The sequence below is a fragment of the Roseibium sp. LAB1 genome (genome assembly GCF_054658235.1).
In genome coordinates this window covers 1,122,462-1,141,993 of record NZ_BAAGIB010000001.1, presented here as the reverse complement: position 1 = coordinate 1,141,993, position 19,532 = coordinate 1,122,462, and the positions used below count along the sequence as shown (strand labels likewise).

Genomic DNA, 19,532 nt, shown 5'->3' with positions numbered 1-19,532 from the left:
TCATCGCGGCCAACATGCGGGACCAGGACCTGCGCGAAATCGCCTGTCTGTGGAAAGAGTGGGACACACGGGCGCTGGCGGCTTGCGCATTGCAGACGGCCGTGCCGGGCATGGTGTGGTCGCTCTGGTACGATGGCCAGCCAGCGGCGGCCTATGGCTTCAGCCAGGCGTCCGCCTTCGATCCGGATCATTGGCAGGCCTGGGCCTTCGGCACGGACCGATTCCGCCGATGTGTGCCGGCGATCACACGGCACTTGCTGGATATCCGGCAGATTGTGGAGCGGGATTGCCGGCGGCTGCAGGTGATCACGCTGGAAAATCATGACATTGCCCATGGCTGGATCGAGGAGATGGGCGCAACACGCGAAGGGCGGCTGAGGGCCTATGGCCGAGGCGGCGAGGACTTTTATGTCTATGCCTGGGTTAGGCGGGACAAGCGGCCATGAGCGTTGTTCATAACCGGGAAGGCTGGTAGCGTCCGGCCATTGCTATTTTGACGTTTTTATCTGGAGGCTCAGCCTTGTCTTCATCCAAGGACGATCTGCCTGTCGGGCAGATGACGAAACATTTCGCAGGCAATATCTCTCAACTGAATGCGATCGTTCTGTCCGACTATCGCAGGACCGAGGAAAACATCGGTTATCACAAGGGCCGCCTGGACCAGGGTTTCAAGCTGCTGGTCCTCAAGCACTTGCCGCTGCCGGAAGTGTTCGAGTTTCAGGGCACGACCTTGCGATCAGGCGGGCGGTATGGCCTGCCGGAGGAAACGCAGGAGGCGGACAGGCGGCGCGCGACCGTGCATGACGGCATTCTGGCGGACCGCGGCGCTGCGGGATACCGCGACCTGCAGACCCGAGCCCTGAGCCTTGCAACCGTGACCGGGCCGAAGCGGCTGGTGAAGGTCATGCCCACGATCCGGCATGACGAACATATGGCCCCGCGCGATCAATATCCGATGGGCGGCGGTTTTCTGCAGTGGGACCTGAAGAAGCCCGGCTTGCCGTTTTTCTGCGCGGCGCATTTCAAACCGGGCGGCACGGTGGTGACGGCGGACGGCACGTTTCAGGTCAACTCGGACAATTTTCTGGCCGACTATCCGCAGCGCGAGAAGCTGCAGAAGTATCTGCAGACAGTCTAGATTTCGTACCACATTTAGACAGTGCGAGCAGCGAAGCGGGTGCGGTAGTCGGTCGGGCGTAGGCCGAGTTTCTTGCGGAAGTGGTGGCGGAGCGCGTGGGCGCTGCCGAAGCCGACACGGGCTGCGATCGTTTCCATATCGTCGTCGCCCCGGCTGAGGATCTCCTTGGCGGCCTCCAGACGCTCCTGAACCAGCCACTCGCCCGGTGTCAGCCCCGTTGCTTCGGTGAAGCGGCGCTGGAAGGTGCGCGGGCTGAGGCGGCACAGGGCCGCCATGGTTTCAATGGTCCAGGCCGTCTGCAGCGCCTGCCTGACCCGCTCCAGAACCGGTGCGATTTCGCTGCCCTCGCGGTGGGCGACGGGGCGTTCCAGGAACTGAGCCTGGTCGCCGGTGCGGTGGGCTGGAACGACGAGGCGGCGCGCAACGGAGTTGGCCTTGTCGGCTCCGTAATCCTGGCGGATGATCTCGATCATCAGATCGATGCCGGCGGCGCTGCCCGCAGACGTGTAGATCCGGTTTTCCTGACGGTAGAGCGAGGCCTCGTCGACGGTGACGGCGGGGTGCCGCTCGCGCAGCTTTTCCGCGTAGCGCCAATGGGTTGTGGCGGAGCGACCGTCGAGCAGACCGGTGGCCGCCAGAACGAACGCCCCGGAGCAGATGGAAACGAGCCGCGCGCCCCGGCTGTGGGCCTCACAAAGCCGGTCGGCAAGCGCTTGGGGAACCGGGCAATCCGCCCCTTTCCAGCCGGGAACGACGATGATGTCCGCCTTGGCTATGTGTTCCGGGCCATGGTCTGGCACGAGTGTCAGGCCGCCATGGGCGCGTAAGGGGCCTTCCTCGACCGGGCAACTGGCGAAGCGGTACCAGTCGGCGCCGAATTCGGGGCGGGGCAGACCGAATATCTCCGCGACGATACCGAACTCGAACGTGCAAAGCCCGTCGTAGAGAAGGGCGACGACAAGCGGGCCTTCCGGCGCGGAGGGGGCAGTGGTTTGAGGGACTGTGTCTTTTGTCATGATATTTACGTATATAGTCAATCGCGCCAATTGCCAATCGGCGTTCAGACGGGCGACAAACAGCGGGAAAGGAGACCTTCATGACCAACAATGTCACCGCTGTTCCGGCCGCCCCGAGCGATCTTGCCAGGGAGCATTTTGCCGCTGAATTTACCTTCGAGGCCGATTGCTGGGATGTGCACGACGCCCTTCAGGGCGAGCCCGGCTTTGTGCTGCTGGATGTGCGCAGTCCGGCGCTGTTCGAAAAAGGCCATGTGCCCGGCGCGATCAACCTTCCCCACGGCAAGATCATCCGTTCCAAGATGGCCCGGTGGCCGGAAGAGACGCTGTTCGTGACCTATTGCGCCGGCCCGCATTGCAACGGTGCCGCACGGGGGGCGTTGCGGCTTGCGGAATTGGGCCACCCGGTGAAGATCATGGCAGGTGGCGTTACCGGCTGGATCGACGAAGGTTTTGAGCTGGCAACCGGTAATTCATGAGCTGAGCCGCAGCAAGAGCCCCTGCCAGCCCGATCCTGCCTGCTTTGGCCGGTCAGGCGGGGGCATTACCAGCAGCATCGGTCGAAGAGAAACGATAGCCAGGGCTGCAGCAAGGGAAGGCTTCAGGAAAGCTCCAGCGGCAGGTTGCAAAAATTCACCGGATCAACCACAATCCTCTTAGGAACAAAGAATGAACATTTTTTAGGGGATTTGGACGCAGGACCCATGGCGGATTTTGAAGATTTGACCGGCTGGCGGGAAGAATTGCAGGCATATTATGAAGAAGGTGGGCAAGAGGCGGTCGATTATATCTATCGACATGATCCAGAGGTCTTCCTTGTGAGTACCAGGCTCTCCCAAGTGCAGCATTTTGCTGAACTTCTGCTAAAGGACCCGGAACTTAGAGATGCGATTGCTCAGCAAATGGAGTGGTTGAAAGTTGTTGACGCCAATGGAGGTGCTGTTGGCAGGGGGGATCCGGATTGGGACAACCGGCCACTAGAGGCTCACATACTCATGGGAGACTTTTACGAATGGTACTGCCTGAAATCCGGGTATCCTCACGAAGCCAGGCACCTTTATAGTTTTGCTATGTTTACTGCCTGCGATGTCCTTGCGGGAAAATACGAATCTGTTCGCTCAAAAGCGTGTGTCGAACTTTTGCTAGACAGTGATTACATCGAACAAGACGAAGGAGGCTTGTGATGAGCAAGCAAACAGTCGTTGCACTCGACCATGCCAAGGTCGGGGCGTTTTCAGCCCAAGTTCGTTGATATTCTGACGTAAGACATTTTTGACGCAGGACCCATGGCTGATTTTGACGACATTACCGGCTGGCGGGAAGAGCTGGCCGCATTTGAGAAAACGGAAGAAGGCAGGGCCTTCTTTGCCGGCAACAAGCGCTACGGTGGCATTAAAGTTCCATATGAGAATGTCGTGCAGATGGTTGAACTGATCCGCGGGGATGAAGAGCTGCACGAGGCTTTACGGAAGAAAATCTGGTTTGCGGCCTATGCCGAAAAGCATGATCTGGAGGTTCACGATGATGAGTTTGTAGAGCTGAACCCGCTCGAGGCTCATGACACCATTATCGATTTCAGGAAATGGTACCTGATGAAAGCTCCGGTTCGCTTTGACAAAAGGGACATGATCGTTGCGACATGGCTGGCCATCGATTTGGAGGAGGGCAGGCTGACATCACTCAGAACTGAGCAGGCCCGAGACTTCATCAAGGAAAATTATACGCGCTATATCTCCTTTCCGGGCGAGGAGGTTTGATGGAGAAGATTGTTGCGATAGATGCCAATGAAATAAGCCCGATCATGAAAAACTTCGGGCTGGAAGGATTGATCGCCACCGCAAAACGGGCTGAAAGAGCTTTGGAACAATTAGTGAACATTTGAGAGGGATTTGGAAACAGGACCCATGGCGGATTTTGACGACATTACCGGCTGGCGGGAAGAGCTGGCCGCATTTGAGAAAACGGAAGAAGGCAGGGCCTTCTTTGCCGGCAACAAGCGCTACCGCGGCCGCAAAGTGCCTTATGAAAACGTAGTGCAGATGGTTGAACTGATCCGCGGGGATGAAGAGCTGCACGAGGCTTTACGGAAGAAAATCTGGTTTGCGGCCTATGCCGAAAAGCATGATCTGGAAGTTCACGATGATGAGTTTGTAGAGCTGAACCCGCTCGAGGCTCATGACACCATTATCGCATTTGAACGGTGGTACCTGATGAAAGCTCCGGTTCGCTTTGATAAAAGCCATATGTTAGCTGTGACATGGCTGGCCATCGATTTGGAGGAGGGCAGGCTGACATCACTCAGAACTGAGCAGGCTCGAGACTTCATCAAGGAAAATTATACGCTTTATGTCTCCTTTCCGGGAGAGGAGGCTTGATGGAGAAGATTGTTGCGATAGCTGCCAGTGAAATTAGCCCGATCATGAAAAACTTCGGGCTGGAAGGATTGATCGCCACCGCAAAGCGGGGCTGAAAGAACTCCGGAACAATTAGTGAACAATTGAGATGAGTTTGGACACAGGACCCATGGCGGATTTTGAAGATATTACCGGCTGGCGGGAAGAGCTGGCCGCATTTGAGAAAACGGAAGAAGGCAGGGCCTTTTTCGACAAATACAGTTCGTGGGATCGAACAAAACCCAGGGCACCCAAATTGCCATATGAAACAATCCTCCATTTCGCAGAGTTATTCCTCAGGCATCCGGAAGTTCTTGAGGCGCTGAAGAAATCAGGTGCTTGGCGCGATTATCTGACTGCCAATCCGGATTTCGGCCGGGATGATGAGGGGTTTGATGAGCTTTGCCCGTGGGCGGACAACGAAACCGTGTACGACTTCGAACGCTGGTATGCGATGAAAACGCAGATCCCCTATGACGGGAACCTCGACCCCGGCCGGCGCTTAGCCTACAGGGTTGCGACCGGAGAGCTTCCATCCCTGGCGGCTCCGGAGACCCGGGCTTACGCTGAAAAAGAGCATTCGACGGATATCGCCTTTTCAGACAAGGGGGCGAAATGAAAGAGAAGGTTATTCTCCTCGACGCCTCTGAAATTCTTACATTTATCGGAAGAGTGGGATCTGGAGAGTACCCGGTTCAGGGTTTGAATGCGATCGCGAACCGGGGTGACAAGTTTTTCTTCAGCGGGGATTTTCAAGCCGAGCTGATAAAAGCCGAAGAGTGGGAAAGCTCCAGGGGAAAGATCCTTCAACGATGGCTGGACGAGAATGCTCACCGCATCGTGAAAATCGATCCGGTGGAGGGCATTGACCAGGAAACATTCGAGCCAGAGGAAGAACTGTTCGATCCCAAAGGAAAGCGGCACGAGAGCGGTGGCGAAATGGCCGATATGTCGATCCGCAAATTCATGTGGCGGAACAGGGACACATACGATTTTGAAGTGATCGGCAGAGACATAGGCCTGCTGGACAATGATTTTGGTGAAAACCACCCGCTGCACCAATTGAAATTCGACCGTTTGAGCACGCGCTCGGCTCTGACTTGGCTGAGTGCCCATCCGGATGTGCCTTTTACAAAAGAAAAGTTCACCGCCCTTCGCAATCGGATATCTTCCGGTCGTTACGACCTTTCCGCAAAGCCGGGGAGGAGGGTAACGACGCATCCGCTTGAAAAACATACGTATGTTTTGCCGGACAACTTTGAACACGCCCAGGCGCTTAAGATAGGTAAACATGCGACGAATTTGTTCCGTCGAGGCGCGCCGGTTTTCGTTCTTGGCCTTGCCGCGCCGGTGATTTTCAACAAGGTTCAGGCACGTGCGGACGAGCGGAACATACCGTTTGCGCAGGCGGCAAGAGAGCTGGGGCTGGAGTTTACAGAGGACGATCTGAAGTCCATGGCAGCGGAGGCGGGCCTCGACCTGGCCGTTTCGCTGACGCCTGTCGGGCCGTTGAAAAAGGCCTGGGACGTTCTGGGCAATCTGGACGACATTATCGCCTTGACCCAGCTTTACGGCGAAGCCTATCCGGACAACCTGGTGATCCGGAAAATGGCCGAAATTGCTACAACCGTGGAAGGTTCGGAGGCATTTGGCGCCTACGTTTATGGCCGGGACGTGCTGACAGGCGCGGTGGGCAGCGCAATCGACTGGGCGTTTGCCGGCAGCGAGGATGAGGAAGAGGCCTTACAGGCGCTGCAGGGGATACAAAACGCGCTTGAGGCCGGCGGAGCCGTGGAGCAGGCCGCAAGCCGCGGCGCAACACGCGAAGAATTGACTGACACCCTGACGAGAGACGCAGAGCTGCGCCGTGGACAGGTCAGGCAACTGTTGTCGGCGGCCCCGATGGCGGCGACAGATGCGCCGCTTACGGCACCGCGGCTGGAGGATGACAGTCTTTCTTCTGAAACCATCCTGATGGATGGCGGGCAAGTGCCATTGGGCGAGAAGCCGGTTCTGCCAGGCTCTTCCGCCATTCTGGCCCCCGGTTTTGAGGAGGCGCGCCAAAACGGCGAATCTGGAGGCGGCGTGGCTGGAGCCGGCGCAGTTGGGGCCGAAGTGGGCACCGGCAAGCTGGACGGCGTGAGTGCCACAACGGCGGCCGATGTTGCTGACGCATCAGCCGGTTTGGCTGCATCTTCTGATCTGGCCCGGAAAAGTTCCTATGACCGATATCGGCAGATCGGCAGAACTGCCGCCGAAGAGGCGGAAGCGCTTGCGGATTACGAAAGGCTGTTCAGGCAAAGCTATGTCGAACTGGGCGGCCACAAGGAGGCTGCCAGGGACTATGCGATTTACCGGTTCAAGCAGATGTGGGGTCTTTCGGCCTTCGCGCCGGAGGCGGAAGGGACCGTATTGAAATATCCGGTCGAGACAGCCTATCCGGATCTTGAAAAAGACGGCCATGGTTACGTGCGCAAGGACGTTGAGGACCTGCTGAAAGCACAGGGGGTGCGCGCCGCGAAATGGCATCTGATGCCAAATGACAAGACCGGCCGGGACAGGCGGCAGGCCCCGGCGGACGAGGACGGCTACGGCCCGCGCATGACATTGACCTATGACGACGAGACCGGACAGCGCCATTTGCTGACGGAAGACTTTCAGGCAAATGTCGGCCGGGCTCGGGACAGGGCGTGGCAGGCGCACATCCCAAACAACAGCAGGCGGGCCGCGCGGCAGGCCCCAGCCGCACCGGCTGGAAACATTCCGGCGGCGCTGGCTGCCGCATCGCCCGGTAAAGCTGCGTCGCTGGATGGAGCTGCCACCGGGGCGCGGTGAAAAAACACCGCCTCGGGCGCACAACCGGGAAGCTTCAAAAAGCCTTTGAGTGGCAAGAGCTTTCCGGAAATGCGTGTCTGAACAACAGGTTCAGACATCTGGCCTTGCTGGACGCTTCGTCAAAACAAGGCTAAAACAGACCTCATACCGGTACTTTGGAAAATTGCGGCTTGGCCGGCAGGAACGCTTTGGCGCTGCCGGATACGTCCGTTCGATCTTTTTCCGGCCGCCTGCGCGGACCGGCCTTGAGGCGCTGCCGCCGTGCCGGCAGGCGGCGCTGATTTCACGTTTTCAAGACATTGAGAGAAAGGGACCACCCATGTGCATGTTTGGTGGGGGAGGCTCCAAGCAGCCGGACCCGGAACCGACACCGCCGCCGCCGCGCGAACCCGACCCGCAGCGGCAGGCGCGCAACCTGCAGGAAAACGGGCGCCGGCGCCGGGCCGCCGCCTATAACACCCGGGCCACCAACCTGACCGGCCCGCTGGGCGTTGCCGATTACGGCAGTGCCTCGCGGCCCGGTGTCACACTTTTGGGGCGTGCGTGATGGGGATTGTCGACGATCTGAAAACCGAGCTGCAATCGGCCCGGGCGGAGCGCCAATGGGTGGAGGCGGACTGGCAGGACTATGTCACCTATACGGCGCCGGACATGGAGCGGGCCTTCAACCGGCCCGGCGGCGTGAGCGCCCGGGATGGCATGAGCGCCCTGCGCGGGTCTGCCGCCCGGGACCGGTCGCGCAAGCTGTACGACCCGACCGCTGTCTGGCTGCTGGACAGGCTTGCCTCCGGCATCGGCTCGCTGACCATGCCTGAGGGCTTTCCCTGGCATGGGGTCGGCTTCGGCGATCCGTTTGCGCCGGCGCCCAGCCAGGCAGACGAGGAGTTTTTCGAACTGGTGCGCGATCACCTGTTTCGTGTGCGGTATTCAGGGCGTTCCGGCTTTGCGCTGGCCGACCGCTCGCGTCTGCTGTCCACCGTGAAACTGGGAACGGGTTTGCTGTTTCCGGTCGAAAACGAGGACAGCCTGGCCGATATCCGCACACCGGTTCACTACCGCTATGTGCCGCTTTACGAGATTTACCTGGTCATCGATGCCCAGGGCAACGATTGCGGGTTCTTTCGGGTGCGCACGTTGAAGGCGTGGCAGGCGGTGAAGGAATATGCCGGCAAGGTGTCGCCCAAGGTGAAGGAAGACGCGGCCGACGCGAAGCGCAAGAACACGGACTACACTTTCGTGCATGCCTGCTTTCTGCGCGAAGGCGGCCACGCCCAGGCGACCGACACCAGAAAATCGCGGTTCGAGAGCATCCACTTCGAGGAAGACAGCGGACATATATGCCGGCGGGGCGGCTTCTTCGAATATCCGCTGGTGATCAGCCGGTGGGACCGGGACGGGCTGTCGCCCTATGGCTCGCCGCCGCAGGCAAAGCTGATGAGCGACATCAAGAGCCTGCAGAGCCTGGCGCGCGACGGGCTGATTGCCAGTTCGCAGGCGGTGCGCCCGCCGATTGCCACCCATGCGCAGGAGCGCCAGCTTGACCTCAACCCCGGCCGGATCAATCCCGGGCTGATCGACGAGCAGGGCCGGCCGCTGTTCCGGCCGATGATCGACACGGTGAACCCGGGCGCGGCGGATGCGCAGATCGAGACCATCCGCGAGAAGCTGCGGGTGGGGCTTTATGGCGACCTGTGGCAGACGCTGCTGGAAGGCAATGGCCGCACGGCAACGGAAGCCAATATCCGCCGCAAGGAAATGGCCGACATGATCGGGCCGTTCTCCACCAACATCATGGCCGGAAACGAGGCCTTGTTCGAACGGGAGATCGGCATTCTGGGCCGAAGGGGCGCTTTTGCCCCCGGTTCGCCCCTTGCCCCGCCGCAAAGCGTGCTGGAGGGCGATGTGACCCTGACGCCGACGGCGCCCATCGACCAGATGCGCGAGGCCGGGCATTTCGAGGCGATCATGGGCTTCCAGGAGTATCTCGGCATTGCAGCGGGGGCCGATCCCTCCATTCTGGATCTGCACGACCGGGAAGCCGAATACGACTTGACCCGCCGCGCACTGGGGCTGCCCGCCAAGCTGAGGCGGCGGCCGGAAGAGGTGGAAGCACTGCGGCAGGAACGGGCAGCCGAGCAGCAGCAACAGCAGCAGCTTGCGACCGGCGAAAGCATGGCGCGGATCGCCCGCGACGGGGCGCCGCTTCTGCAGGCCCTGGGCGGCGAGGGAGGGCTGGATGGTCTGGCGTAGCCTTAAACGAGCCGCCCGGCGGCGCCGGGAGCGGGCTGGAGTGCTGGAACGGGCCTATCGGTCCGTTTTTTTGTGCCCGGACGGCGAAATTGTGCTGGCGGACCTGGCTGCCGAATGCGGCATCTACCAGGCGCCGCCGGTGAACCTGGAGCCGAGGGCGGGCGGTTATCTGGACGGGCGCAAGGCACTTTATGCCCGCATCCTGTCCATGATCCGCATTCCGCCGGAAGAGCACACCGCGCTGCAGGAAGCCGCCCGGCTGGAAATGCTGCCCGAGTTCGAAACTGACGAGGAATATTGACGATGTACGACGCGATTGAGCCGGCAGCAGGACCGGAGGCCGGCGGGCACGACGGTTCTGGACACGATGGTATGGCACATCGCCCTTCGGAGGGTGGAGGTTTTATTGTCGGCCTGAGCGATGCCGACCGGGACATGGCCGCCAGCCATGGCTGGCGCGATACCGCCGGCATTCTGGAAGGCTATCGCTCGCTGGAAGACAGACTGTCCGGGGCGCTTCAGGTTCCGGGCGAGGAGGCCAGCAGCGAGGAGCAGGCGGCCTTTTATGCCGATGTTTCCAGCCGCTGGACGCCGAAGGACGGCTATCGCTTCAAGATGCCCGAGGCGCTGCCGGAAAACTTTCCCTACGACCAGGCCTTTGCGCAGGAAGCCGGAGACTGGTTCAAGGAGGCGGGGCTTCACCCGGAGGCAGCGCAAAAGCTGCACGACCGGTGGGTGGGCAAGATGGCAGAGCAGTTTTCCGCCCATGAGGAAGCGGCTTTTGACGCCGCGCAGAAACAGGGCCAGGCGGCCGAGGCCGCGCACCTGTCCCTGGTCAGGGAATATGGGGAACCGGACAGCGACGGCTATCAGAACGCCATTGCCAAGGCCGACCGGGCGCTGAGCACCCTGAAGACGGCCGGGGTGGACCTGACAGGATGGTTTGCGGAAAAAGGCGCCCTGACCACGGCTAGCAGCGACGGTTTGCAGCAGGTGACGGACCCCGTGGCGGTAAAGCTGCTCGCCTTCATCCACGACAGCGCCTTTGCGGAAGACGGTCTGAACGGTTTCGGCGCGGGTGGGGAGGGCGGCAACCCCTTCGAGACCGGTAATCCGGACCTCAGGCAGCAGTCGGACCTTCTGGAAAACAGCCCCTTGCGGGCGCGGCAGATGATCGTCGCGGCGGGGCGGGATCCACGGTTGTTCGGGCTGTAGCGAGGTCTGATAGTGATGGCCACAAACTGGTTTAAGGCTTGGTTTTCCTGAAGCCGTAGTTCGCAGGAAGGTCTGCTTTTTTAGGTAGGTGAACTTTTCTCATACACTTTTCAGTTGACTGCTGAACAAATCATGAACAAATTGGACCCTAGGCAGAGGTTTTGCCAGGTAAAAATTCGAAGTGATTGAGAAGGGAGCCGACAGTGCGTCGTTTTACAAGACTAAGCAGACTTATTATTGCTGGTGCAACAATTTTGGCCGCGACAAGCCTTGGAACCACTGTTTCCTACGCCTGTGTAAACAATATGGATATGGTCAAAACCATAACTGGATTGATGGCGGACGGAAAATTCCAACAGGCAAGCCAGTATGCTGAAGAAAATCTCGACGTATGCCCGATGCAGGCCAGGTTTTATCTGGCGTTATTGACTGTAGAGGGGCGCGATGACCGGCCAAGTTGCGACGCCGTGTACCAGTTGGAAGAAAATTTCTCCATCAACAATTCCAAAGACAACCCGGAAATCTTAAGAAAGTCGAATGAGGACACAATTGTAAGTTTGCTCAATCGTATCTACATCGGCGGATATATTGAATATTCAATGATCGAGGGGAATGCGTATTCAACTCAGTTGTATATCTCTGAAAATCAGGAAAGATTTCTGAATTATCTGGAACTCGACAAGAATCTTGACTCTGGTTACCTGAATGTTGTTCGGCTTCTCAGCTATGGGGAGCAACTTGGCGTTGATCTAAACAACTTTCCCAAAATTCTTGAAATTGTCGGCGCAGATTTCGAAAGAGACGAATACCTGACGAATTCGGGTTGGCCAAAGTCGATTATATGTGATGTTAGAAAATAGGCAGTAAAACTGAATGAAAAATCTGAATGACAACGAGGTTGAAACGGTTTTCGATTTGTACCGGCGTGGAAACACTCTTCGAAAAGGTTACTTTCCGAATGAAAAGAATGGGCTCAAACCTTTCATTCGCGAAGGCAATCCCGGTAATCTGGTCGACGAAGGTTCGCTGGAATACCTGCGTTCGCAATACCTAGACCGGCTTTACGATCTGCCTGTCGATAGCAAACAGATTGGTGAGTTTAAGGAACGAATAAACAAGCTGAGGACAGAATTTTATAATCGTTCTATTCTTCCCGAAAGATTGCAAGAAAGTGTATTCGGATATTTTGAGAAAGTAATTGTTCAGGGAGAGATCGCTGACATCTTCAATGAAGAATTACAGAAAAACAATTATGATGGAGACATTGCAGAACAAAAAACCAGGGAGTTTTATGAGAGAGCGTGGCCTGCCCTAGAAAGGGGTTATTCGATCGAAGACCTTCGAAAGGGGGAAAGTTCTGGGGAACATGATCTCAACGGTCCTGAAGGGAAAGTTTTTGATTTAAATCGCGAGATCGAACAAGAGCCATTTCAGAAGAGGCCTGTTCCCAGAGAGCAAATGGTGCCTGCTCCCTTCATGGTTCCCGTTCCGTCCCGCAAGCCAATGCAACCGATGTCTCGCAGAACTCCCTCTGGTTCGAAAAGTCCGAATGTCGGAATGGCAAGTTCAGAAAAAACACTAAGGCGATCGAACCAAAACCCGTTTTTTCTTGAGAAATCTGACCTTCGAGAACAAGATCAACTTCTGGAGAGTAATCCCTTGCTAGCACGGCAAATGATTGTCGCGGCAGGGCGGGATCCACGGTTGTTCGGGCTGTAGCAAGCAGGCTTTTCAAGTTGCCGCGGCGAGGATGAGGGCAAGTTGCGTTGGTGCGGGTTTTCGATTGTTGGTCTGGCAGATCTTGTGCTCAACCCGCATGGCGCTACACGCGAAGAAAGCCAGTGGTGAGCGACGCCCTGTTAGTTGGTGAGTTCCTCACACCTGGGAATGATCCACGGTTCGCTGGATGGATCAATATCTGTAGACCAGAAGGCCAGGTCGCCGGTTTCCGATACCTCTGCGTGTACCTGATAAACACTGACATCGTCAGAGCCAGGCCACTTCTCGCGGCACACAAAGGTTTTTCCCTCTAATTTTTGGCATCTTGCGCTGTGATAAGCGCGATTTATCAAGAGTAGGTCGTCGATCATCGTGAAATCGTAAGGTATCCACTCTTCTGTGCAGAAATTTTCCTGTGCTTTTAATTCGTTAACGGAAAGAAATACCAGTGGATATGCGGCGATAAACTTAATGAAAAATCTCGTCAACGAATTCACTCGCAATGTCTATATCGCAGCTAAAAACCTTGGGTTGCCTGATTCTCAGGCGCGCTTGGCGGCAACACAAGCATCACTTGAGACCACATATGGCAAATCTGTCAAGATCGGTAATCCGGCCCGCAGGCAACAATCGAATCTTCTGGAAAACAGCCCGTTGCGGGTACCCCGGATGATCGTGTCCGCCGGTTTCGGAAGAGGTTTTCGTGCCAATTTCAATTAAAGGTTGATCAGGAACAAATAATGAACATATTCTGATTGTTCAGCGTCTCGATGCCTTTCTTCGAGAGCGATGATATATAAAGGGATCCGGAATGAAAATGAACACCTTTCGTTTTATCAAAGGCTTTGGGGCAATTCTGAAAGTGTCGGGGGTTATTGCTCTGCCGTCGGTTTGCCTGGCCGCGGACGGTGCAGTCATCCCGTGGGAACAGCAACCTGAAGTTCTTCGGTCTGAAATAGAGGGCTATGTCAATTCAAGCCTCGATCCCGCAATGTTCAAGGTGCAGGTCACGGAGGATGTCCGTGTGGTCTATCTGGGCTTTTCTCCCGAGGAAATCGAACAGAATGCGGAGCAGTTTCCGGATATTCCAGGCCATGGCATCTCGCATCAGCCCTATGGACGGAACGAGTATTACAGCACTCCGGTGGATGCGTTGGATTACCAGCTTTCCAATACGATTACCGTGCTCAATCTCGATCTGGACAAGAAACCGGGTTCGGAAGGTGGCAGTGGCGAGAAGAGTACGGAATTGACTGAAATTCTTGCGCCACAAGGAGAATTCTTTCAATCGCTCGGGTTATCCATTTTTGATTTGATGAGGGTCAAGGATGGTCGGGGCACTCTCGTTGAGTTCGGCCCGCCAATGTCAGTGTTCGACGATTTCGAGTTTTCCTATCGGGACAAGATTCTAGAGACGCCTTGCACATCGGTTTTTGAGTTTGCAGGAACTGACGACGGCACACAGGAAAACACCATGGTTGTTTATTCCGGCGCCGAACCCGGCTCCGCCGATCAACTTCAGTGCCTGGAGATGCAGGCTCTGGTTTTCATGCGGCCTGCGGGACTTGCATTCGAGAGGGTTTCTTCGAACGACTGATCTTCTGGGTTATTGACCTGATAAACCAAATTGCAGAACACTCGTCCGGGGGCCGTGTGGCCGGTTCCCGGACTGTGAAACGGCTTTGAAGTTCACGGTATGGGCCCGGTCTGACTTCCGGCTGTTCTGATGAGAAAGGCGGAACCAGCTAACTGCCGTGCCTCTGCCTTCGCGGTTGGCTTCCGATCGAAGCGCATCGTCAAATTCCACCCCTTTATCAATTCCGATTTCAGTGTGCAGGCCTTTTGGCCTGCACAGATGTATTTCGACGTGTCGATTTCGCTGAGGAGGCGAGACAGCAGGCGCGGGAAATTCTGGGACTGAGCAAACCCGAAAAGAAAATGAACGTGAAACCCCGGACTGATGGATGGTCCGGAGTGAGGCTTCAAAATGGAGCAAATCCGTTCGACGTGAAGCGGCCTGATCTCAAGAAACAAGCTGAAATGCTGGACCGTAATCCGGCTGTTGCGCGTAAACTTATCCTCGCTGCGGGCCGGGACCCCGAATTGTTCCTGGTCTGAGGGGCCCGAGGCTAAGTGCGTTCTATGTCAACGCTACTCGAAGACGAATTTGCTGCTCCGATACCCCGGCCTTGCGCCGGTTTTTTTGTTTCTCACCCCCATAGGCAAACGCAGCGTGAAACAAACGATTTTGAAGGCGTGACCGAATGGTCCGCGATGCCTCGCTTCGTTTGCCTCTTGCTCAAACTTGATCTCTTACACAAACCCAAGGAAATTCAATGACATCTCAAATTTCTGACATCGTCGTCCCGCGTGTGTTTACCCCCTATATGGCGGAGAACAAGCCGGCGAAGCTGATCATGCTGGAAAAATCCGGCATTCTGGCCGGTCCGGCACCGGAAATCGGCAAGCGCTTCAAGGCCGGTGGCAACCAGATTGAAGTGCCTTACTGGGAAGACCTCGATGATGCCGAGCCGACGGTGATTGACGACAGCGATAACAAGATCGGTGTCAGCAAGATTACCGCCAGTGACATGAAGGCCTACAAGCACCGCCTGGCCAAGAAATACGGTGCCAAGACGGTGGCAAGCTATGCCGCAACGGGCCGGGGCGACAGCGCCATGAACCGGGTGGCCGAACGGATCAGCGCCTATTGGGGACGCCGCAAGGAAGAGCGCATCATTGCGACGGCTGAAGGCGTGATCGCCGACAATGTCGCCAATGACAGCGGCGACATGGTCTATTCCATCTATTCCGATGTCGGTTCGCCGACGGCTGCCAACCGCATCAGCTATCAGGCGATCAACCGGGCCCGGTTGACCATGGGTGAAAACCTGGACGACCTGCGCGTGATCGCCATGCACAGCTTCGTTTACGGCACGCTTCTGGACGACGAAAAGATCGAGTTCAAGAAACCGTCCGAAGCGCCGTTCGAGGTGCCTTACTACGCCGGCATGATGGTGGTGCATTCGGAAATGATGCCGGTGACGGCCGGGGCCAATTCGGACGAATATTCCTGCTTCCTGTTCGCACCGGGTGCTTTCATGCATATCGACGAAGTGCCGAGCCGCTCGACGATCTACGGCAACGAGGGCACCGAAATTACTCGTGATCCGGACATCGGCGACGGTGGTGGCGCCGACTATCTGACCACCCGTCGTTTCGAGCTGATCCATCCGGCCGGAATGGATTTCACGGCGTCTTCTCTTGCCAAATCCCAGGGCGCGAGCCTGGCCGAACTGCGCAACGCGGCCAACTGGGACCGGAAATACAACCGCAAGAACGTGAAGCTGGCCTGCCTGAAGGTGAACATCTGACGGCGTACCCAGCGGGCAGTCTGGAGGCGAGCGACCGCAGGCATCCACTCCAGCGTTTTTGCCACCGATCGACGTTTCTGCCCGTAGCCTTTCCTGCGGGCTTTTTGTTTGGTCGGTTCGACCTCTCACGGGCCTGATCAAGTCAGGGCCTGCCAAACTTCTTCGGGCGGCGTTTGCCGCCCTTTTTCATTTTCTCGAAAAAGAGGCCAGACATGGACGAGATCATCATGCGCCGCTTGCGGCATCTCCAGCGCCTGGAAGAACAACACGAAGCCGATTTTCTGGCCCGTTGCGCCCCACCCAAAACCGAGGCCGAAAAGCGGCAGGAACACCTGGCCGATGCGCTGGCCGAGGACTGGAACCGCAAGCAAAGGGCGGCAAGGCAGTCACGGGCCGAAAAGCCGCTGCCCAAAGGTTGGCGGAAGGAGCACTGGAAGACCCAGCAGGCCATGGCCGCGGATTATGCCGGTGTGAAGGCCGCCAACAAATACGAGGCTGTTCAGGCGCTTGCTGCCTATGAGGCCAAAGCCGGCGACCTTGCCGCCGCCTGACCCTTTCAAGGAAACTATTTCATGTCGGGAACCGTCAACACAGCCGTTGAGATGGCGAACCTTGCGCTTGCGCATCTGAAGGAAGCGCCCATCCGCGACTTCGATTTTTCCTCCGTGGCGTCGCGCTGGTTCAGGAACCATTATGCAGCGCACCGGGATGCCTATTTGGCCATGCACGACTGGGACTTTGCCATCGAGCTGGTGAACCTGCCTGCGGAAACCGAAAAACCGCCGTTTCGCTGGGCCTATCAGTACAAGCTGCCGGCCGACACGCTTCGCATTCCGCAGCAGAGTGTTGGCGGATCGCCGGGAGGGACGATCATTCCCTTCGAAGTGGTGGGCCAGCGCATCATGTCGGATCATCCGCCGCCGTTTCCGCTCCGCCATGTGCGCCGGGTGGTGCGGGAGGCCGAATTCGCCCCGCTGTTCGTGAACGGGTTTGCCCTGTTTCTGGCGGCAGGCTGCGCCCATTCAATCACCGGAAAGAACAGTCGCGCAGAAGCCTTGCGCCAGGCGGCGCGGGAAGCCTTCGACCAGGCTGGAACATCCGACGCCCTGCAGGGCACGCCGCTGCCCATGATTGACCTGGATATCATTGCAAACAGATGAGCTATCACCTTCAAGCCACATTCAGCCGGGGCGAACTCGACCCGGAGCTGATCTACCGTTCGGACCTGGAACTGTTCCGGTCCTCCCTGGCCGAATGCCGGAATTTCCTGACCCTGAAACGCGGCGGTCTGCGCCGACGCGGCGGCACCAAATTCATTGCAGAGCTGAAGGACAGCAGTCGGCAAGGCTGGCTGATCCCGTTCGAGTTCGGAAACGGGCAATATTACATGCTTGAGTTCGGCGACCACATGTTTCGAGTGTTCACCAGCGAGGGGCGGGTCGGCACCGTGGAGGTTGCGACGCCTTATTCCTTCGAGGTTCTGCCGCGGCTGAAATTCGTGCAGTCTACCGATACGCTGTTTATTGCCGGTGCCGGCGTTGCACCACAGGCCCTCAAGCGGTTGTCGGAACTTTCCTGGGCGATCGAGCCGATGGCGTTCAGGGATGGGCCCTATCTGGATGTCAATATCTCGCCGACGAGCCTGAAACCGGCCGGCACGGGCAATGCTGTTCCGAAAATGACATCGAACACAGCCCCGAGCGGGGTGGTGTCGGCCTCCAACGGCAGCGCTTCCGCGTGGCAGGTGTTCAGCCGGTCGGAGGGCAAAACAGTGCTTTCATCCGGCGCAACGGGTTGGGTGCAGTATCAGTTTCCCAGCAGCGTCGTGATCGATGCCTACATGCTGCAAGCGCCGCGTGACAACAGCCAGAACGACGATATGCCCTGGCAGTGGAACATCGAGGCGTCGAACAACGGTTCCGACTGGATAATCCTGGATACGCAGGACGGTCAGGATACCTGGGCCTCCAACGAATGGCGGGAATATGATTTTCACAACGAGACTGCCTTTACCCATTACAGGCTGAGCTTCACGCAAGGAGGCGGATCGGCTTCGGACAATTCCGCAATCGGGCAACTGGTGTTTCACCAGGCAGGTGGCGATCAGAGCCCCTTCACGCTGACAGCATCAGGCACTGCGGGGATCAATGGCGGTGCCGGCTTTCAGGCGTCTGACGCTGGGCGGCATATCCGATTTCGCGGATCGGACGGTTTCTGGCGCTGGTTCCGGATCCACAGCCGGCAGTCGGCAACCTCAGTCAAGGTGCAGCTTTTCGGCCAGGCACTGCAGGACACAAAGGCGCAAAGCATCTGGCGACTGGGGGCATGGTCCGGCACGACGGGCTGGCCGGAAACGATCGGCTGGCACAAGAACAGGCTCGCCTTCGCGGGCACCAGCGAGGAACCACAGAAGATCTGGGAAAGCCAGACGGAGGACTTCACCAATTTTTCCGTATCCCATGTCCTGAAGGCATCCGACGCGGTGACCGCGGGCATTCTTTCCGGACAGGTGAACCGGATCCAGTGGCTGGTCGACGATAACGACCTGATTGTCGGCACGACCCGGGCGGTGCGTGCCGTCGGCAAGGCGACGGATCAGGACCCTTATGGGCCGGAGAACGTCGACCAGAAGCCTGAAACGAATTTCGGCGCCAATGATGTCAGCCCGATCAAGGTGGGATCGGTTCTGATCTACTACGGCCCTTACGGCACCGATATGCGCGAAATGGCCTATGACTTCGGGACGGATGGCCGGGTGTCGCAGGCGGTGAGCGAGGTGCAGTCACATCTGTTTCAGGATGGTATTTCCGGGGCCTGCTACCAGCAATATCCCGATAGCGTCATCTGGCAGTGGGATCAAAAAGGCCTCGGGATCGGGTTTACCTATGAGCGTCAGCAGCAGGTCTATGGCATGCAGCGGCACGATTTCGGCGGTATCGTGGAATGTATGGCCGATCTTTCGGGTGCTGGAGCGGATACGGTCTGGATGATCGTGAAACGCACCATCGACGGACAGGTGCGGCGGTACATCGAAATCATGCAGCGGCCGTTTCCGGGTGGGGCGATCGAGGATGCGTGGCACCTCGATTGCGGCGCGCGCTACGAAGGCATGCCGGTAAACACGGTCTCGGGACTTCAGCACCTGGAAGGCGAAGAGGTGATCCTTTTTGCCGATGGGACCGACTATCCGGCAACCGTGACGGCCGGAGAAGCGAGCCTGCCGAATGACCAGACTGCGGAAAAGATCCTGGTCGGACTGAATGTGGAGGCGCGGGCCAAGACGTTGCCGTTTCCCGTCAATGCGCAGGATGGTTCAGCCATGGGCCGCAAGATGCGCGTCGACAATTGCGGTATCGCGGTTCTGGACACCGGGACCCTGAAGGCCGGGGCCGACGAAACCTTTCTGGACGAGCTGATCTACTACCGTGCGGGGGATCCCGCCGGAGAGCCGGCGCCCTTGCGCACTGGCGTGCTCGACCAGCCAATCGAAACGCGATGGGAAGACGGGGGACAACTGACGCTGATGGCCAGCGGCGGCAAACCCTGCACCATCCTGGCCGTCAATTTTGGCCGAGACGCGGAGCCATAAATC

The 19,532-nt window shown here is 57.8% G+C and carries 23 protein-coding genes; 21 read left to right on the top strand and 2 right to left on the bottom strand.

From position 1 onward, the window contains the following. The first annotated feature begins 14 nt into the window (after positions 1-14). Both ACYQ54_RS05435 and ACYQ54_RS05430 read left to right on the top strand, forming a co-directional pair. Entirely contained in the window at positions 15-446 is a 432-nt protein-coding gene (locus ACYQ54_RS05435) for a hypothetical protein (RefSeq protein ID WP_460080049.1), read from the top strand. Positions 447-520: 74 nt separating this feature from the next. Then, entirely contained in the window at positions 521-1,138 is a 618-nt protein-coding gene (locus ACYQ54_RS05430; protein ID WP_460080048.1) for a hypothetical protein, read from the top strand. Positions 1,139-1,152: 14 nt separating this feature from the next. On the opposite strand, the gene ftrA is transcribed toward ACYQ54_RS05430, so the two are convergent. Continuing rightward, on the bottom strand, positions 1,153-2,154 hold the full coding sequence (gene ftrA, locus ACYQ54_RS05425) for a transcriptional regulator FtrA (protein ID WP_460080046.1): 1,002 nt from the start codon (positions 2,152-2,154) through the stop codon (positions 1,153-1,155). A gap of 80 nt (positions 2,155-2,234) precedes the next feature. On the opposite strand from ftrA, the gene ACYQ54_RS05420 reads away from it, so the two are divergent. From ACYQ54_RS05420 to ACYQ54_RS05395, 6 genes are all read left to right on the top strand, one after another. Continuing rightward, a complete protein-coding gene (locus ACYQ54_RS05420; RefSeq protein WP_460080045.1) occupies positions 2,235-2,633 on the top strand; it encodes a rhodanese-like domain-containing protein in 399 nt (132 codons plus the stop codon). Between the two features lie 225 nt (positions 2,634-2,858). Continuing rightward, positions 2,859-3,338 carry a hypothetical protein gene (locus tag ACYQ54_RS05415; protein ID WP_460080044.1) on the top strand — a complete coding sequence of 160 codons (480 nt, stop codon included), beginning with the start codon at positions 2,859-2,861 and terminating at the stop codon, positions 3,336-3,338. A gap of 102 nt (positions 3,339-3,440) precedes the next feature. Further along, a complete protein-coding gene (locus ACYQ54_RS05410; RefSeq protein ID WP_460080042.1) occupies positions 3,441-3,911 on the top strand; it encodes a hypothetical protein in 471 nt (156 codons plus the stop codon). After that, a complete protein-coding gene (locus ACYQ54_RS05405) occupies positions 3,911-4,036 on the top strand; it encodes a hypothetical protein (protein ID WP_460080041.1) in 126 nt (41 codons plus the stop codon). The genes ACYQ54_RS05410 and ACYQ54_RS05405 overlap by 1 nt, the downstream gene beginning before the upstream one ends. A gap of 22 nt (positions 4,037-4,058) precedes the next feature. Further along, positions 4,059-4,529 carry a hypothetical protein gene (locus ACYQ54_RS05400; protein ID WP_460080039.1) on the top strand — a complete coding sequence of 157 codons (471 nt, stop codon included), beginning with the start codon at positions 4,059-4,061 and terminating at the stop codon, positions 4,527-4,529. A gap of 148 nt (positions 4,530-4,677) precedes the next feature. Next, on the top strand, positions 4,678-5,166 hold the full coding sequence (locus tag ACYQ54_RS05395; protein WP_460080037.1) for a hypothetical protein: 489 nt from the start codon (positions 4,678-4,680) through the stop codon (positions 5,164-5,166). Here the strand turns inward: ACYQ54_RS05395 and ACYQ54_RS05390 are convergent. Next, positions 5,109-5,840 carry a hypothetical protein gene (locus ACYQ54_RS05390; RefSeq protein WP_460080035.1) on the bottom strand — a complete coding sequence of 244 codons (732 nt, stop codon included), beginning with the start codon at positions 5,838-5,840 and terminating at the stop codon, positions 5,109-5,111. The genes ACYQ54_RS05395 and ACYQ54_RS05390 overlap by 58 nt on opposite strands. A 9-nt stretch (positions 5,841-5,849) precedes the next feature. Here ACYQ54_RS05390 and ACYQ54_RS05385 point away from each other — a divergent pair, with 9 nt between their 5' ends. The 13 genes from ACYQ54_RS05385 to ACYQ54_RS05325 all read left to right on the top strand — a co-directional run bounded on the left by ACYQ54_RS05385 (position 5,850) and on the right by ACYQ54_RS05325 (position 19,529). Further along, positions 5,850-7,382, top strand: coding sequence for a hypothetical protein (locus tag ACYQ54_RS05385; protein ID WP_460080033.1), 1,533 nt, complete (start codon positions 5,850-5,852; stop codon positions 7,380-7,382). Between the two features lie 325 nt (positions 7,383-7,707). Beyond that, positions 7,708-7,929, top strand: a complete 222-nt coding sequence (locus tag ACYQ54_RS05380; protein WP_006936041.1) for a hypothetical protein — start codon at positions 7,708-7,710, stop codon at positions 7,927-7,929. Next, positions 7,929-9,632: a portal protein gene (locus ACYQ54_RS05375; RefSeq protein ID WP_460080031.1), complete on the top strand. Its 1,704-nt coding sequence runs from the start codon at positions 7,929-7,931 to the stop codon at positions 9,630-9,632. The genes ACYQ54_RS05380 and ACYQ54_RS05375 overlap by 1 nt, the downstream gene beginning before the upstream one ends. Continuing rightward, on the top strand, positions 9,619-9,933 hold the full coding sequence (locus tag ACYQ54_RS05370) for a Bbp19 family protein (protein WP_460080030.1): 315 nt from the start codon (positions 9,619-9,621) through the stop codon (positions 9,931-9,933). The genes ACYQ54_RS05375 and ACYQ54_RS05370 overlap by 14 nt, the downstream gene beginning before the upstream one ends. Before the next feature lie 2 nt (positions 9,934-9,935). Then, positions 9,936-10,847, top strand: a complete 912-nt coding sequence (locus ACYQ54_RS05365) for a hypothetical protein (RefSeq protein ID WP_460080029.1) — start codon at positions 9,936-9,938, stop codon at positions 10,845-10,847. Between the two features lie 203 nt (positions 10,848-11,050). Next, a complete protein-coding gene (locus ACYQ54_RS05360; protein WP_460080028.1) occupies positions 11,051-11,707 on the top strand; it encodes a hypothetical protein in 657 nt (218 codons plus the stop codon). Positions 11,708-11,720: 13 nt separating this feature from the next. Next, complete coding sequence (locus ACYQ54_RS05355; protein WP_460080027.1) at positions 11,721-12,566, top strand: hypothetical protein; 846 nt, start codon at positions 11,721-11,723, stop codon at positions 12,564-12,566. Between the two features lie 471 nt (positions 12,567-13,037). After that, positions 13,038-13,286 (top strand): hypothetical protein, encoded by a 249-nt coding sequence (locus ACYQ54_RS05350; protein WP_460080025.1) that lies wholly within the window; start codon positions 13,038-13,040, stop codon positions 13,284-13,286. A 91-nt stretch (positions 13,287-13,377) separates the two neighbouring features. Further along, a complete protein-coding gene (locus ACYQ54_RS05345) occupies positions 13,378-14,163 on the top strand; it encodes a hypothetical protein (RefSeq protein ID WP_460080024.1) in 786 nt (261 codons plus the stop codon). A gap of 739 nt (positions 14,164-14,902) precedes the next feature. After that, complete coding sequence (locus ACYQ54_RS05340) at positions 14,903-15,940, top strand: hypothetical protein (protein ID WP_139314137.1); 1,038 nt, start codon at positions 14,903-14,905, stop codon at positions 15,938-15,940. A 212-nt stretch (positions 15,941-16,152) separates the two neighbouring features. After that, complete coding sequence (locus ACYQ54_RS05335) at positions 16,153-16,491, top strand: hypothetical protein (protein WP_460080022.1); 339 nt, start codon at positions 16,153-16,155, stop codon at positions 16,489-16,491. Positions 16,492-16,512: 21 nt separating this feature from the next. Further along, positions 16,513-17,100: a phage connector family protein gene (locus ACYQ54_RS05330; protein ID WP_055655535.1), complete on the top strand. Its 588-nt coding sequence runs from the start codon at positions 16,513-16,515 to the stop codon at positions 17,098-17,100. Continuing rightward, the gene (locus ACYQ54_RS05325) at positions 17,097-19,529 is read left to right on the top strand and encodes a phage tail protein (RefSeq protein WP_460080020.1); all 2,433 of its coding nucleotides are present in this window, start codon (positions 17,097-17,099) and stop codon (positions 19,527-19,529) included. Before ACYQ54_RS05330 ends, ACYQ54_RS05325 begins: the two co-directional genes overlap by 4 nt. Positions 19,530-19,532 lie beyond the last annotated feature (3 nt).

Bases quoted from the DNA above. Each gene is read 5' to 3' on its own strand.
- ACYQ54_RS05435 (WP_460080049.1), top strand. From the start codon at position 15: ATGCGGGACCAGGACCTGCGCGAAATCGCCTGTCTGTGGAAAGAGTGG.
- ftrA (WP_460080046.1), bottom strand. From the start codon at position 2,154: ATGACAAAAGACACAGTCCCTCAAACCACTGCCCCCTCCGCGCCGGAA.
- ACYQ54_RS05420 (WP_460080045.1), top strand. From the start codon at position 2,235: ATGACCAACAATGTCACCGCTGTTCCGGCCGCCCCGAGCGATCTTGCC.
- ACYQ54_RS05415 (WP_460080044.1), top strand. From the start codon at position 2,859: ATGGCGGATTTTGAAGATTTGACCGGCTGGCGGGAAGAATTGCAGGCA.
- ACYQ54_RS05410 (WP_460080042.1), top strand. From the start codon at position 3,441: ATGGCTGATTTTGACGACATTACCGGCTGGCGGGAAGAGCTGGCCGCA.
- ACYQ54_RS05405 (WP_460080041.1), top strand. From the start codon at position 3,911: ATGGAGAAGATTGTTGCGATAGATGCCAATGAAATAAGCCCGATCATG.
- ACYQ54_RS05400 (WP_460080039.1), top strand. From the start codon at position 4,059: ATGGCGGATTTTGACGACATTACCGGCTGGCGGGAAGAGCTGGCCGCA.
- ACYQ54_RS05395 (WP_460080037.1), top strand. From the start codon at position 4,678: ATGGCGGATTTTGAAGATATTACCGGCTGGCGGGAAGAGCTGGCCGCA.
- ACYQ54_RS05390 (WP_460080035.1), bottom strand. From the start codon at position 5,840: ATGTTTACCTATCTTAAGCGCCTGGGCGTGTTCAAAGTTGTCCGGCAA.
- ACYQ54_RS05380 (WP_006936041.1), top strand. From the start codon at position 7,708: ATGTTTGGTGGGGGAGGCTCCAAGCAGCCGGACCCGGAACCGACACCG.
- ACYQ54_RS05375 (WP_460080031.1), top strand. From the start codon at position 7,929: ATGGGGATTGTCGACGATCTGAAAACCGAGCTGCAATCGGCCCGGGCG.
- ACYQ54_RS05370 (WP_460080030.1), top strand. From the start codon at position 9,619: ATGGTCTGGCGTAGCCTTAAACGAGCCGCCCGGCGGCGCCGGGAGCGG.
- ACYQ54_RS05365 (WP_460080029.1), top strand. From the start codon at position 9,936: ATGTACGACGCGATTGAGCCGGCAGCAGGACCGGAGGCCGGCGGGCAC.
- ACYQ54_RS05355 (WP_460080027.1), top strand. From the start codon at position 11,721: ATGAAAAATCTGAATGACAACGAGGTTGAAACGGTTTTCGATTTGTAC.
- ACYQ54_RS05350 (WP_460080025.1), top strand. From the start codon at position 13,038: ATGAAAAATCTCGTCAACGAATTCACTCGCAATGTCTATATCGCAGCT.
- ACYQ54_RS05345 (WP_460080024.1), top strand. From the start codon at position 13,378: ATGAAAATGAACACCTTTCGTTTTATCAAAGGCTTTGGGGCAATTCTG.
- ACYQ54_RS05340 (WP_139314137.1), top strand. From the start codon at position 14,903: ATGACATCTCAAATTTCTGACATCGTCGTCCCGCGTGTGTTTACCCCC.
- ACYQ54_RS05335 (WP_460080022.1), top strand. From the start codon at position 16,153: ATGGACGAGATCATCATGCGCCGCTTGCGGCATCTCCAGCGCCTGGAA.
- ACYQ54_RS05330 (WP_055655535.1), top strand. From the start codon at position 16,513: ATGTCGGGAACCGTCAACACAGCCGTTGAGATGGCGAACCTTGCGCTT.
- ACYQ54_RS05325 (WP_460080020.1), top strand. From the start codon at position 17,097: ATGAGCTATCACCTTCAAGCCACATTCAGCCGGGGCGAACTCGACCCG.